This is a genomic window from Desulfamplus magnetovallimortis, assembly GCF_900170035.1.
Classification (GTDB): domain Bacteria; phylum Desulfobacterota; class Desulfobacteria; order Desulfobacterales; family Desulfobacteraceae; genus Desulfamplus; species Desulfamplus magnetovallimortis.
On the sequence record NZ_LT828540.1, the window covers coordinates 856,326 to 871,327 of the forward strand.

The 15,002-nt window shown below is 40.9% G+C and carries 10 protein-coding genes; 1 reads left to right on the forward strand and 9 read right to left on the reverse strand.

Annotated elements, in window-relative coordinates; translation table 11 throughout:
* Nucleotides 1-126: 126 nt before the first annotated feature.
* Together MTBBW1_RS03355 and MTBBW1_RS03360 are read right to left on the reverse strand one after the other, a co-directional pair.
* Nucleotides 127-1,101, reverse strand: a complete 975-nt coding sequence (locus tag MTBBW1_RS03355; RefSeq protein WP_080799120.1) for an NAD(P)H-dependent flavin oxidoreductase — start codon at nt 1,099-1,101, stop codon at nt 127-129.
* Between the two features lie 171 nt (nt 1,102-1,272).
* Nucleotides 1,273-5,484, reverse strand: coding sequence for a carboxypeptidase-like regulatory domain-containing protein (locus MTBBW1_RS03360; protein WP_080799122.1), 4,212 nt, complete (start codon nt 5,482-5,484; stop codon nt 1,273-1,275).
* 724 nt (nt 5,485-6,208) lie between these two features.
* On the opposite strand from MTBBW1_RS03360, the gene MTBBW1_RS28120 reads away from it, so the two are divergent.
* Nucleotides 6,209-6,361, forward strand: coding sequence for a hypothetical protein (locus MTBBW1_RS28120; protein ID WP_186441061.1), 153 nt, complete (start codon nt 6,209-6,211; stop codon nt 6,359-6,361).
* 3 nt (nt 6,362-6,364) lie between these two features.
* On the opposite strand, the gene MTBBW1_RS03365 is transcribed toward MTBBW1_RS28120, so the two are convergent.
* The 7 genes from MTBBW1_RS03365 to ccsB form a co-directional block, all read right to left on the reverse strand.
* A complete protein-coding gene (locus tag MTBBW1_RS03365) occupies nt 6,365-7,546 on the reverse strand; it encodes a DUF2062 domain-containing protein (RefSeq protein WP_080799124.1) in 1,182 nt (393 codons plus the stop codon).
* Nucleotides 7,547-7,715: 169 nt separating this feature from the next.
* Nucleotides 7,716-7,886: a hypothetical protein gene (locus MTBBW1_RS28125; RefSeq protein ID WP_186441062.1), complete on the reverse strand. Its 171-nt coding sequence runs from the start codon at nt 7,884-7,886 to the stop codon at nt 7,716-7,718.
* A gap of 90 nt (nt 7,887-7,976) precedes the next feature.
* Complete coding sequence (gene qrcD / locus MTBBW1_RS03370; protein ID WP_080799127.1) at nt 7,977-9,215, reverse strand: menaquinone reductase integral membrane subunit QrcD; 1,239 nt, start codon at nt 9,213-9,215, stop codon at nt 7,977-7,979.
* Between the two features lie 262 nt (nt 9,216-9,477).
* Nucleotides 9,478-10,320, reverse strand: a complete 843-nt coding sequence (qrcC, locus tag MTBBW1_RS03375; RefSeq protein WP_080799129.1) for a menaquinone reductase iron-sulfur cluster-binding subunit QrcC — start codon at nt 10,318-10,320, stop codon at nt 9,478-9,480.
* A 39-nt stretch (nt 10,321-10,359) separates the two neighbouring features.
* A complete protein-coding gene (gene qrcB, locus MTBBW1_RS03380; protein WP_080799132.1) occupies nt 10,360-12,513 on the reverse strand; it encodes a menaquinone reductase molybdopterin-binding-like subunit QrcB in 2,154 nt (717 codons plus the stop codon).
* A 238-nt stretch (nt 12,514-12,751) separates the two neighbouring features.
* The gene (gene qrcA, locus MTBBW1_RS03385; protein WP_080799718.1) at nt 12,752-13,426 is read right to left on the reverse strand and encodes a menaquinone reductase multiheme cytochrome c subunit QrcA; all 675 of its coding nucleotides are present in this window, start codon (nt 13,424-13,426) and stop codon (nt 12,752-12,754) included.
* A gap of 618 nt (nt 13,427-14,044) precedes the next feature.
* The gene (gene ccsB / locus MTBBW1_RS03390) at nt 14,045-14,875 is read right to left on the reverse strand and encodes a c-type cytochrome biogenesis protein CcsB (RefSeq protein WP_080799136.1); all 831 of its coding nucleotides are present in this window, start codon (nt 14,873-14,875) and stop codon (nt 14,045-14,047) included.
* Nucleotides 14,876-15,002: the final 127 nt, after the last annotated feature.

Sequence of the window (15,002 nt, forward strand, 5' to 3'; positions counted from 1 at the left end):
TTTTTTTCACATCATAAAAAAACTGTACGAACCATTGATTAGAATAATCGGCAACAAAGAATAGAATAAGCAGCAACGGGGACAGATATAAATCTGTCCCCGAATCACTCTTAATCACTCTTCACTCTACGAAATCATACCATAAAGACGTTTTTGTATAATACTTCCAGCTTCCTCCATGATTCCACTTATAAGCTCTTTGCATGTAGGTATATTGTGAATAAGACCTGCAACCATTCCGCATGACCATGCACCCGCATCCATATCCCCTTCTCTCATGATTCTGGGATAGACACCAGCTACCTCTTCAATAATATCCTCGAATCTGATTTTATCACCAAGGGATTTCTCTTTTTCAATCAGGCGTTCAACAGCAGCATTGGAGATCACCCTCTCAGTGTTTCTCAATGAACGCATGATCAATCGTGTATCCAGCTCGCTTGCTGCCACAATGGCCTTTTTTACATTTTCGTGGACAGGTGCCTCTTTTGTTGCAATAAATCGGGTTCCCATATTGATGCCTTCAGCGCCCAATGCCATGGCTGCCACAAGGCTTCTTCCATCTGCCATGCCGCCTGAAGCCACAAATGGAATGGTCAGCTCTTCAGCAGCCCGGGGCAGCAGAATAAAGTTGGGGATGTCATCCTCTCCTGGATGGCCGCCGCACTCAAAACCGTCAACCGAAACTGCATCACATCCAATTTGTTCAGCTTTCAGAGCATGTCGGACAGAAGTACATTTATGAATCACTTTTATACCGGCATCCTTGAGAGCCGGAAGATAATCCTTGGGATTTCTTCCTGCAGTTTCAACAATTTTAACTCCACCTTTAATGATTGCCTCTATATAACCTGGATAGTCAGGTGCCATTACAGTGGGCAAAAAAGTTAAATTAACACCAAAGGGTTTGTCAGTCATTTTATGACATTTGTCAATCTCTCTGGCCAGATCATCCGGTGTTTTTTGTGTCAAAGCTGTAATTATTCCCAATCCGCCTGCATTGGATACTGCTGAAGAAAGTTCTGCAAACGCAACATAATGCATGCCACCCTGCATGATAGGATGTTCAATTTCAAATAGCTCTGTTATTTTTGTTCTCATTTAAATATTTCCTTTTTTTGACATTAATACGGCATCCTTCACATGATCCAAAAAGAACTTTACACTTTTTTGTGAGAGATTCTCGCCATTCAGAGTTTTCTCTCCGGAAAATGTAAACTGAAAAATGAAGCATGCCATTCATTGGTGTCGATTTTGAGTATATTATCTGTTTTATCCACCCCAGGGATAAGAGTTTCTTTCAACACAAAATTCATTTGAAACAGCTTCCGACAGATTTATAGTTTCAATCATTTCTTCATAAGATCCCTTGATATGTATATTATATTCACCGGGAAGCAAGCCATTTATCCTGTAGTCCATATCATATAGACAAAGGCAGTCGCACAGTCCATCTATCTCATTCTCCGTAATATTAATGTCACTTCCATCTATTGTGATATTTGCCGAAAGCTCTTCCGGACAGCAGTTGAAAGCGGCATTTACATGTTTCAGATAAAGGGTATTGTCATTATATGTATAGTCAATGCATTCCATGTTGTTGGGGGTTTGCTCTGAATCACTCTGCTCCAGTGTTTTACAGGTTGAGTAAGCTACCAAATCTCCGCAGCAAACTTCTTGTTCTATAGGAGCAGGGGTTTTTTCAATCTTCTGGGTACCCAGCTTTATTTCATTATTTATAATAACAAGGTTAAAGGCAACACCATCATTGAAGGCAATCTTCTGAATTGATGTAGTGGCAGGCATCTTCAGGATGGTTCCGTCTGAGCCCTCAAAGGTCACAACAGCACCAGAGCGAGAGACCGAAAAAAGGCTTGAATCAGACTCTATTGTAATTGTGTTTTCCCCTGGAAAATTTATCAGTTCTGCGTAAACACCGCTTTCAAGGGTGACACTGTTATCATGGCTGCTTCCATATATCAAAACAGGGCTATTGTCACTGCTTACAGTAAACTCAGAACTTGATGATAGAACAACAGGTTCATGAAATTTTTTTCCAGTGAAAACGCCTTTTGCATACGTTGGATTCGCTTCATCTTTCAGTATATTACCAGAAGTACTCCCATCAAGTATTGACCAAAAAGTTAGTATAAATTCTCCTTGTAACTCTTCAGAATTGATGTCAATATCAAACCATATTGTATGAAAGTCATCATAAATCCAGCCGAATTGTGAATGCTCCTCTGGCAGCGTTAGTTCAGAAGAACCGTTAGTATCATGTGTGACGTCATAATGTTGATAAGTTGAGTAATCATAAACATATCCATAAAACCAGTTCATTAAGGAAAAGGTGGAATTGTCCTGTTTTATTAAATTTCGTCCCTGCATATTGGATTCCCAAGTGGTTTCTTCGTTCCAAACAGAATCAGAAGCAGGATTTTTGAGTTCTTCTGTAGAGTACCCTGTTACATCAAAAAGCCAATAGCCGGAAGCATCATAACCGGATGTAGTTTCAGAAACATAGACATCATCCATTACTGAAATAAAACTACCACTCTCACCTTCATCAAGATAAATTCGAGAAGCAAACTGAATCATCTCCGAATAAGGATTATAGATTGGTGTTGAAACATTATAATAATATATTTCGTTATCAACAATAAAAGTAAATACCCCATCCTTAAATCCCAATCCCATTATATATTCAGTATCATAAACGTCAGACAAATCAATACGCTTACTAAAAAGAGTCGTTTCAGAATTCCAATCAGCATCATTTATCCTGACAATATATGAAAGTATATAATATGAACCACCTTCATCTATCCTGAGAGAATGTTCAGCATAAACATCTCCTTCATATCCGTTGTGATCTTGACCGCTGCCGGGGCCTTTACTATCATTATAATAGATTGCTCCTATTCTAAATTTCCCCCATGTACCTAACGGCACTGTACTGTCGCCACTAACTATAATTTTTGTTTCAATATATGAGTGTTCCTGGTTTGTTGGATATATCCTTGATGATATCTTTTCATTAGAACCAGTTGCATTTAAAATCAGTTTGCCGTTTTCAACATATGATATTGATTCATCAAAATCTTTCCATTTTTCAGCATTAATACTGCTGCTACTAAAATCATCATACAATATGATATTTCTGGAAGGAGAATCAAAATCAAGAACCATATTTATTCCGGAAGTCTCCTGATGTGGAGTCACATCAAGGGCAACACCCTCATTGCAGTCAGCAGACCCATTATTGCCGTCCCAGACTTTATCAATATATGGAGATTCAGATGAATCTGAATATCCTCCTGTCCAGATAAATACATCCATCCCTGCGGGTACAGAACGGATGACAAAGTTTCCTGCTTCATCAGTTACTGTTCCTGAAAGATAAAGTCCACCACAAGAAGCATCGAATGCATATATGTTAAAATTGGGAACCGGAGCTCCATTTTCATCAATAATCTGACCGGAAACAGAACCTGCCGGCTCCAGGGTCATGTCAATACCGGCCAGTGTTTCAAGGGGAGCAACATATAAAGGTGTGGCAGCAGAACAGTCAAAAGTTCCGCCATTTCCATCATAATATTTATTAACAAAATCAAGAGGATTTTCCTCGGGGCAGTAGGTATTGAGATAAACAGTTATATCTGGAACACCTACGATTTCATAATATCCTTGATCGTTAGTTCTGGCGCCACCGAACCACTCTCCTCCGCATTTATCACCAAAGATACCAAGATCAATCGTTTGAAGAGGATTTCCGCTTGTATCCACAATACGACCAGAGATGATTCCCCCGGGTTCAAGATAAAAGTTGATATCAGGTGTATCACCATCTGTTATCCTAATCGGAGTTGCTTCACTGCAATCATTTGAATTGCTGTTGTAATATTCGTTAATATAACTGATTTTGGTGTTATTGCACTCCGTGCAGGTTTTAACATAGACATCTTCTCCAACAGGCAGCCCGCTTACAATATAACTTCCATTTATATCAGTATTTACCCACCCTATCTGTTGCCAGTTACACGCATCTGAAAAAACCTGAACATGCATCCCTTCAACCGGAACATCCGAAGTGGCAGCATCATTGTCATGATCCCCAAAAACAGTACCGGAAATAGACCCTGATGACTCGCCAAAGACAAAATACATTTCATTATATGTCTGGTTTTGCACTTGAATCCAGTCATCGGAATCAGAGACCCTGACATACATGAGATAAACATCACCCTCTGTCAATTCGCCTTCATAGGTATAGGAACTCATGTCATGGTTGTGATCTGTATTGATCAACCTCTTTCCGGATGAGTCATAGACCCTTAATCTGTAATATAGTGGAATGGATTCTTCTTCATAATTCACAAGATCCCAGGAAAAGGTCTGGCCATCAACCCTGAATGAGTTTATATCGGGTACGGGCAGCTCCCTGTTAACGCTCTGGGTATTCGTCGATGTATAGGTAACTCCATTGGAAACAACGGTAAAGGTATAGGTTCCAATCTCAGGTGAACCCGGAATATCAGTGTAATACTCAAAGTGCCCTTTTCCATAATCTGATAATTCAAAATCATCTTTGCCCAAGGGAAGCTGCTCTCCACCAAAATCAATGGTTATGGATTCAAGCCCTTCATTAAAGGAAATATCAGTGCAATAAACATCAATATAAATCCTGGTTATGTTTTTTGAGGAACTCCCTACCCACGCATTGATAATATTTCCTTCAATAACAGTTTTGTCAGATTCATCAATTTCAACCATTACATCATCAAGGATTGCCTTGAAAAGCCCATCTTCTCCCGGGTCAAGATATAGCCTTGAAGTTAATATAGGCTCTCCATAATCGTAAGGGGGATACATGGGTGTTTCAACCTCATACGACCAGGTTTCATCATTGAGGGTAAAACCAAAAACACCATCTTTAAACTCCATTGACATGCTATATTCCGTGTCAAAATTTATAACAGTTGTGAATTCCTGACAAAAAAGAATTGTTTCAACAGTATCGTCAGCATCATCTACTCTGGTGATATCTGCAATTGCCTTCAATGAATGGGTATCATTCAGTTCCAGTCTAAACTCAGCCCAGACGTCACCTTCAAGTCTATTGTGGGACTGCCCGCTTCCGGGCCCATGACTGTCATTATAAAAAAAAGATCCAATCCTGAATTTTCCCCTTGCTCCTGAAGAGGCATAACTATCACTTGATATCTTCACCCTGGTTTGCACGGCAATGATGTTCTGAGCTTGTAAAAAACCCAAAGTATTTGAGAGTTTGGTATCACTGCCGCTGACTGCAAGTTCAAGTACTCCGTCTTTAATAACAGGCTCTTGATTGTTTGAAGAAAAATACCACTTCTCTTCATCAAGAGTTGCCCCTGAAAAGTCATCGTAGAGAACACTTTCTCCAAGAGCAATGCCATGAAGAGCTGCCAAAAAAATAATCACTACAAAAGATACAATTCTGCTCATTTTCTCTCCTCCCGTTATTTTAGGAATGATGACACAATAAGATTACCAAATTAGAGTTCGCGATGGTTTGAGCTTCAAAGGCAGGCAGTTTTGAAATGGGTAAGTTATTTATGACTCACTCCTTAATTCTGTATGCAAGCTACATACAGTATTGTACATGACAATAACTGTTATTTTTGCGACTCACATACAACAAGGTATCTATTAGCTTCCATGAATCTTTATACACACTTGTAATAAGCAGGTAAACATTTAATAACATTTAAACCAAAAAAAATGATGAGTTGTTTGGCATGTTTCATTTCCCGCTTTACACTTTCCTGGATACTATTCCCATTTATCAGGATTCTCCATAAAAAGTGTAAACTACTTTTGGGATGATATGAAAGATGCCAGTTGTTTTCAATATTTTGATTGTAATAACGTACATGGCGGATTACCGCCACAATCGAAGGGATGAAAGTCGTTTTTAAAACAGCCTGTTACAGAGACTTTCATATAAATCACGATTGACGTAAATCTCATGATATGCGTTATATATACTCAAAATCGACACCTATGAGCTTTTGAGCCTTGTCAATACTGTCTGAATCAGGATGCCCAAGATAACCAGGATTTACAGGATAAAAATCCTGAGCATCTTGTAAATCCTGTTTATCCTGATTCAGACAAATTCAATAAATGCCAAAAAGACCAACAAGGTGTCGATTTTGAGTATATACAAATGATAAAATCATTTAACTGCAAATACACAAAAGCGCCATCAAAAGGACAGCGTGTAAAACAGTTTGTGAATATTGAAAAAGTTGCCATGAGGAAATTAAGGCAGCTTGAAGTAGCTAATCAAATTGAAGATTTAAGAATATTTCCACGGTAAAGTTTATTTTGCAGAGGCTGACGGCTGCAAAAAATACAAGCTTACAAAAATAACACCTCCAACAATCAAAGCTGTCAGCGGAGCCACAACAAGGGAACCCAAAAACCACTCAAAAAGTCGCTCCACACCTTCATACCCAAGTGTCTGCAATGAAATATCTGTCAAAAAATGTCCGTTTCTCATGTAATAGCCAACTTCTATGCACAAGGCAGGCATAAAGGGAGGCATGCATATCTGGCTTGCAGCAAGTGCGGTAACTTTACTTAAACGGAAATACCCTGCTGTAAAGAGAAGAAACACAGTGTGACATGCAATCAAAGGAAGAGCACCAATAAAGACTCCGGCAGCTCCTGACATGGAAAGCCTGGCAGGAGACAGCCCTGATTCAGCAAGTACCTGAAGTGACTGCACAGGCCTTAGAATTGACAGTTTTGGCTTATTTACTCCTGGTTTTAAAGGCTTATGTGACATGGGCACAAAGGACCTGAGAGTCAATCTGGTATTGAGTTTAGTCAAAGCAAAGTTATCCCTTAAAAAATTAAAATGGGATATCCGCTTTTTTCCTTTTTGGTAAATGACAGAAATATCAATATCTTTAATTTCTACCCCACCCCAGACAGATTTAACAAGAACCTCAACTTCAAATGCAAACCTGTTTTCATTGAAGGGAACGCCATCAAATATAAAAAGAGGGTATGCTCTGAACCCACTCTGAACATCACCTGTTGCAGTTCCTGTTTGAACCCTTAGCCAAAAATTTGAAAATGCCCTCCCAAATACAGAAGATTTAGGAACATTGACAGTGTCAAAGTTTCTTTTTCCTATAATAATATCTTGAGAAGCTGCATTAATTGCATCAATGAAGGCAGGAATGTCAGAAGGATCATGCTGACCATCTGCATCAATTGTAATCATATGGGTATAGCCCATGGAAGATGCCACAGCAGCAGCAGTTTTGATCGCAGCACCCTTGCCTCTATTTTCATGATGGTACAAAACAGGAACATTTAGATGGGATATTGACTCAATACAGGGTTCACTACTTCCGTCGTCAATTACAATTATACTCTTACAATATTGAAGAGCCTTTGAAACCACATCTTTGAGGGTTGCCACATGGTTGTAAACCGGGATGACAATGATAATTTTGTTGTCAGAAATGATTTTGTTGTCTAAAGTTGACATTGAACCTTACCGTAAAAATGCTGTTGAGTTGAACTTCTGTTTTCTGAAAAAAAAAGCACACTTTCTGTTCCGGATTCCGAAACATGAAAGTGTGCTTTGCAAAATAGATCTGAAACAGAAGATGACAATTTAACCTTCTGATTTAAAGTCTGCCTTTGACAGAAAAAAATCAGTGATGATCATCTCCGTGACCTGCTCCTTTTCCATTGAGAGTATCTACAATGGTTTTAAGCAGACAGAATGTCATGCCAAGTCCCAGAATCGAGATGGTGTACCACATGCCGCCAAAAAAGAGATAATGGCCGGCATCCCAGACCCATTCAAAACAAAATGGAAACATATTATTAAATCTCCCTCTATTGCAGGACAATCAAAAAGTTACATCATCCTTGCAGATTTATTTTTAATCAGTTGTAAGCCACCGGAAGCGTTATTTTGAATCGTAAAGTTCCTGCTCCTGGGGAAACATCGGTAGATAACGATATGCAAGGGATATCAGGATAACACCATAGGCAACAGGCAAAATGGTTGTGGCAACTTCCTGCCAGCTTGGGATGTAGAGTGCCCAGGTATCAAAGCTCATTACAGGAACTGCCATAACCTGCAGAACCATGACCCAGCGGTTAAGACAAACTCCCAATGTGCCAAGTATGATGGCAACAAGCAAAAGCTTTTTGTTTTCCCTGAAACGCTTTACTGTTAAGAACACAGCAGGAACTATTCCGCCAAGTACGATCTCAGCAAAAAGAATCCATATTCCGTAAAATGCATTGTCAGAGTAAAAATCCATGAGAGAGAATCCCATTTCAGGAGCTGTGACACCTGCCCAGTAAATGGTATCTATTATCTTGGCAATGATATAGGTGGTAATCATCCAGCCTGAAATTTTTGCAAGAAGATGAATAACATTGTCTTTAACAAGTTTTTTACGGGTGATACCTTCAAACATTTTACAAACAGTCAGGGTAAAGCAGGGACCATAAGCTGCTGCTGACCATGTAAATAGAAAGAAAGTCCATGGCCAAACAAGAAGGCCTTCTCTGTAAGCAAATGGACGTCCGTAAAGAACACCTGCAACTCCTCCAAGGGAACCCTGGTGGAAGCATGACAAAAATGCGCCGGTTGCAGCAAATACAGCCATAACACCATGCATGTTGTGGCTTAAATTATGGAAAAAAGGAACCTTGTCCAACTGACGGTTTTCAAGGATAAGGGGAATGAACTCTATTGTGAGAACACTGAAGTATAGAGAAAGACAGAAAGCCACCTCGGTGAGCATGGAGTGGACATTGGCATGCCAGAAGATAAACCATCCTCTCAAAGGCTGGCCAATATCAATGGCAAGAATCAACAATGCAGAGCTGTAGCAGATAAATCCTATTACAACTGCAAGGTTGATAATATTTTTAAGCTCATCTATTCCAAATACATATTTCAGAAGACCTGTGAAAAATGCACCACCGCCAATGGCAATAACGGCAAGGTCAGCCCATATCCAGAGGGCAAATCCATAGTAATCATTCATGTTGGTCTGGTTCAGGCCCTTGAGCCAGCACAGAACCATGGCAAAAACGCCCCACAGAAGAACCACACTAACCACTGCAATCCCTGTTGCAAACACAGGAAACGGGCAGCGCCTTGCTCCTTTGGGTATCAATGCAGAATCCATATTTTATTACTCCTACGATTTAAGAATGAGCACAAAATAAAGTTCCCTTTTTAAGAAACCCTCATTCATTTATACAGAGGGTATCACAGCGTACCGTTAAAATCCTTTAAAAACAAGCCCAGGGGCTTTCTAATAGAGGGAAGAGTTTAAAATCTATCCTCAAGGTACACAAACAGGCAAATTATTAAGGAGCCATTCCTTAGGTTATGCTCAAATTTTTAAAGAAATTTCATGCGTTAATCATGACAGGAAATATTGTTGCTCAATGCCCCTTGCCATGACTTACCTTTATCTCTTTACCCCACTCACCTTTACGGTAGTTGTCACCGGCCTTTCTTACCCACTCACGTTCAGAAATGTAATATACCTTGGGGTTTGTCTGAAGTCTCTCCAGCAGACGGAATGCCTTGGGCTCCCTCGGTCTTCCGCAGTTATGGGGATCAGGCTTTACAAGTTTATATACCTCATGTTCAGGATTATTGAGATCTCCAAATGTAATGGCTCCTGCAGGACATGCCTGGGTACAGGCTGTCTGGTATTCGCCCTCTTCTATGTGATCTCTTCGCTCCTCATGGTATGCCCTGTCCCTTGCCTCCTGATATCTGTGGTAACAGAAGCTGCATTTTTCAACAACACCCCTCATTCTCGGAGATACATCGGGACTTAGATACTCTTCCATACCATCCGGCCATTTTGGATCCCACCAGTTAAAATACCTTGCATGATATGGGCACGCTCCCATGCAGTAACGGCAACCAAAGCATCTTGTGTATATCTGGCTTACAATACCTGTATCATAGCCATAGTCAGTTGCTGTTGCCGGGCAGACAGAGATACATGGAGAGTGACCGTGATCTCCTTTTCCGCCGCAATGCATACATGGTCTTGGCAGATAGCAGGTATCAATATCAGGGAATGGTTTGCCGTTTGTGAGCTTGAATACCTTCATCCATGTGATACTATCTTTTTTGTCTGTCTCATTTTCCTTGAACGGAACATTGTTTTCCGACATGCACGCCACCATACAGGAACCGCATCCAGTGCATTTGTCCAGATCAATCACCATTCCGTATTTATGTGCTTTTCCGTGATTATCTTGTGTCATCAGAACCTCTTTAACAATTTATAAAATTGACTGACATTATTATGCTCTGGAAAGTCTTGCTCTTATTCCCCAAGCAGCGTCCAGTCCTGAATCAGGGTCAGTTACAGGGCCTATCAGTTCATTTACGTTAACGCCCTTGCCACCGATATAGTGATTGTCACCGGCAAAATGGCCAAGGCCCTCTGTCATTGCAATAACACCCGGCATAATGCCGTCAAAAAGATTAACTTTCACCCTGGCTTTGCCAACTGGTGTCTCTATAAATGCAATATCACCATCAGAAACGCCCACCTGATCCGCTGTTTCCGGATTAATCTCCACAAGAGAGTCACTATCCTTGAGTATGGAATCAGAAACCGTTTTTACAGCAAAAGGAGAAGAAGCAAAGGTTCCTGATGCCAGACGCATATGATCCACCTGAACAAGGGTAAGGGGATAGTTCTTTTTATCACCTTCAGGCATGGTAAAACCTTTAAAGGAAGCAAAAAGTGAAAAATCCATTGCCGACACTTCAGATGCCTGGGAACCGCTATCAATAAAGCCCTCTTCTGACAGAGTACTCCACATCTCACCTGTTACACTTTCAAGGCATTCATCGTAGGTTTCCCATGGGAAACTTGAAGCTATGGAGCCCTCCAGAGCCTTTGCAATCATAATGACAGCTTCACCTGGATGTTTTGTATCAAAAATGGGGCTTGCAATAGGTTTTGACAGGGATGTAACCCTTTGTGTAGTTCCAGAGGAGGTGTAAAGATCCTGTGACATCTCTAGGAACATATGGGCTGGCAAGATCACATCTGCCAGATTTGCTGTATCATCCATATAAGAAGAGATATTTACAACAAAAGGAATCTTTTTTACTGCTTCCTGAACACCTTTTGCATTGTGAAGGTTGTAGCATGGATTGGCATTACAAACCATGAGCATTTCTACCGGAGATCCGTTTTCAGATGAATTGACTGCTTCAAAGAGCTTTGAAACTGAAGAGTTTTCACCGATTGTGGCCTTTGCATATCCTTTAGTTGCAACATCGTCCATTTCAAGGGATGGCCATGTCAGGGGTTCATCTTTGGCAATTGTCCAGAAACCGCCTTTTTTGTTGATATTACCTGAAAGGCAGTTCAATGCATGCACTGCTGCAAACTCCATAAGGCTTCCGGCACTGTCACCTTTTCCTCTGCCTGCAATTGCAAGTGGAGCTTTTGCCTTTGCAAAATCGGCGGCAATTGATCTAATTTTTGAAGCATCAATACCTGTTGTACGGGTTACAAGTTCCGGAGCATATTTTTCGGTCACAAGTTTAGCAAAAACATCAAACTCTTTTCCAAACTTCTTTACACAGCCCTTATCATACAGATTATCGTTTATCATGACACTGCATATGGCAAGGGCAAGATCTGCTTCTGTGCCGGGTTTTGCAGGAATCCACTGATCCGCTGCTGCTGCTGTGCTTGAGAGCCTGTATTCCACCTGAACAAGCTTTGCATGGCGCTCTTTTCTTGAACTGTTTGCAATGAAATTGCTGACAGGAGATCCCCATCCTTCTATAAAGCCTGTGCCAAAGCTTAAAACATAATCAGAATTTGCAATGTCAAATCCGGCAGATGCATTCAAGCCGTGGATTTTTGAAATAAGCATTTCCCAGCTTTTATCCATGGTGTCCATTGTATAAAAGTTCTGGGAACCTACAGCCATAAGAAATCTTTTGCAGAGGCCGGAAATGGTGCCTCTATTATTATCTGTAATACACGCTACTGCATCAGCCTTACCTGATTCACGAAGAGTTTTTGTTTTTTCCGCCACAAGGGTAATGGCCTCTTCCCATGTGACTGTTTTCCACGAGTCACCTTTTCTGACCATTGGAGCCTGAACCCTTGAAGGATCATAAAGATATTGAAGAGCGGAAATTCCGTGAAGACACACACCGCCATCATTGACTGGATAACCGGAGCGGCCTTCAATTTTTACTGCTCTTCCGGCAATTTTTCGGACACTGATACCGCAGTTTCCGGGACATAGACTGCAAACAGTATCATCATAGGTGACTTCTCCATCACGGGGAACAGGTGTCCAGGGCCAGTTCTGTGTCCAGATGGAAAGATCATCTGTCAGTTTCCAGGTTACCGGAGAGGCTGCCACACCAGCGGCTGCACCAAGTCCCAGTCCCAGGAAGCTTCTTCTGTCTATTTTCATAGGGTATATACCTCAATAAAGTTTAACAAATTCCATATACAAGAGTGATTTTCAATTCAGAAATTAAAACTAAATAACTTGCCTGTTTCAAAAGATAGTACATTGCTAAACCTTCATGGCCGAATTCTAAGGCCACCCCCGGACCACGAAAATGGTGAGGGGTATTTTTATGGTAAAGTGATGAATGTCTATTTTTCAAATGAGAAAGATATTTGGTATCCATTCCTTGAAATCATGTCTATTTATGACACTGAAAACATGCACCCTTGCTTCCTGTTTCCTTTTCATGACACTCTGCACAATCATCCATCTTCATTCTGTCCCAGGGATTCTTTTTTATTCCCCAGATGTTTTTTCCCCAGATGTCACGGCTATAACCTGTAAGACGATTTTGCTCATAGGTCTTTGTGGTTGTGGATTCGCCTATGTGACCATGGCAATCTACGCAATCCATCTGCGCACCTGTCACATGGGCAGCATGGGAGAAAAAGACACAATCCGGCTGTTCAGAGTAGATAAGCCAGGGCACTTCCTTGCCGGTTTCCACATACTCGGTTATAAAAACAGCCTCATCTTCTGTTTCACCAAGCTGACTTTCATGGCACTCCATGCAGGAGCTGGTTGATGGAAGTCCTGCAAAACTGCCGTCATCCCTGAAATAGTGGCATGATTCACATCCACCTGTCTCTGCGACATGCAGCTCGTGGTTAAAGTTAAAAGGCTGCTCTTTTTTCGAGTAGAGCAGACTCGGAAACAGCAACCATCCAGACAGAAAACAGACAGCAAATGCACCAATGAAAAAAAGGACTCCCAGCCCTACACCGGAATCTCCTCCTGCCTCCTGTCCGCCGGAGCTGCACTCTTCTGCAGCATCCATCGAACCATGTTCAGTTTTCTTTTCTAATTCACTCATGAAAACCCCATCAATTAAATTGTTGATGTAACTAATTACCTGACAGTTTAAAAAAAATATTTCAAACTGAATTATATACGCTGCGGGAGGAAAAAAATCCTGCCCCGCAGACACTTCCTTAAAAACAGGCTTTTCGCTTTTTTCCGTGAAAATGACTATCATTTTTATATTTGGGGTGATTGATACGTAATCAATCATGCCCGTTTACCGTGGAAATAGATACAAATTTCCATATTCGGGGGTGGCTGAATGCCAGCCATGACCGTTTTATAAGAAAGTCCCCGTCTTTTAAGGAGCTATAGGACTTTCATGCTTCGTTGTGGCAGATGGATCTGCCATGGCCGTTTTATATGAAAGTCTCGGTAACAGCCTGTTTTTAAAACGACTTTCATCTTTTCGATTGTGGCTATCATCAGCCATGTACGTTATAAGAAAGTCCCCGTTTTTTAAGACTCATGAGGACTTTCATACTTCGTTGTGGCAGATGAATCTGCCATGGCCGTTATATAAAATAACCATAGGCGGCAAATTCCGTTAATCTATATTAACATCCATATCCCTTGTCAAGACAAAATCCGCCACACAACCCAACTCACTAATGCAGATTACAACTTGTAATTAAGCATAACTGTGGAGACCTGGAAGCAGGTTTACACCGAAATATGTAAAAAGAACAGCCAGAAAACCCACAATGGAGACCCAGGAAATCCGCCTTCCATGCCAGCCTCTCATCATGCGGAGATGAAGCAGAATGGCGTATATAAACCACGTGATCAGTGACCACGTCTCCTTGGGGTCCCATGACCAGTAAGTACCCCATGCAGAATTTGCCCACACAGAACCTGTTATTATGCCTATTGTCAAAAATAGAAATCCGAACATCACCATCTGATGAATAAGCTCATCCATTATATCCAGCGATGGCAATTTTGACATAAGGGTACCTGGAGCTGTCTTTTCCGGTTTTATGAGGTACATGACACTGAAGCCGAAGGCAACTGCAAAACCTGCATACCCCAGAAAACATGTAATTACATGGGCAATGAGCCAGTTACTTTTAAGTGCAGGAATAAGAGGTGTAATTTTGCTGCCTATGGATGGCGAAAGTGATGCATAGGCAATGGCAAGAAAAACTAAGGGAGTGGCAAATGCTCCGATTATTCTTTCCCTGTACTTATATTCAACAAAGAGGTAGAGAGCTGCCACTGTCCATGAGAAAAATACCAGAGATTCATACATGTTGGAAAAAGGGGCATGCCCGTAGCCAATCTGATATGACTCTATCCATCTGAAAATAATGCCAAGTGTGTTTCCGGTGAATCCTGCCACAAGAGTGAAAAGGCCGATCTTTGCCAAAGCATCTTTTTTAAATGTCCATGCTCCTATGTATAGAACCGATGCCAGAGCATATACAAATGTTGTAATTGAGAGCAACATTGAACTATTCATGATATTTTGTTTCCTTATTTTTTATTAGAAAGTCTCTATAACATACTGATATAAAACGATTTTAATGTTTCGTTGTGATGCGTCAGCAAACATGGGGGTTTTATATGAAAGTCCCCGCAAATGGCTG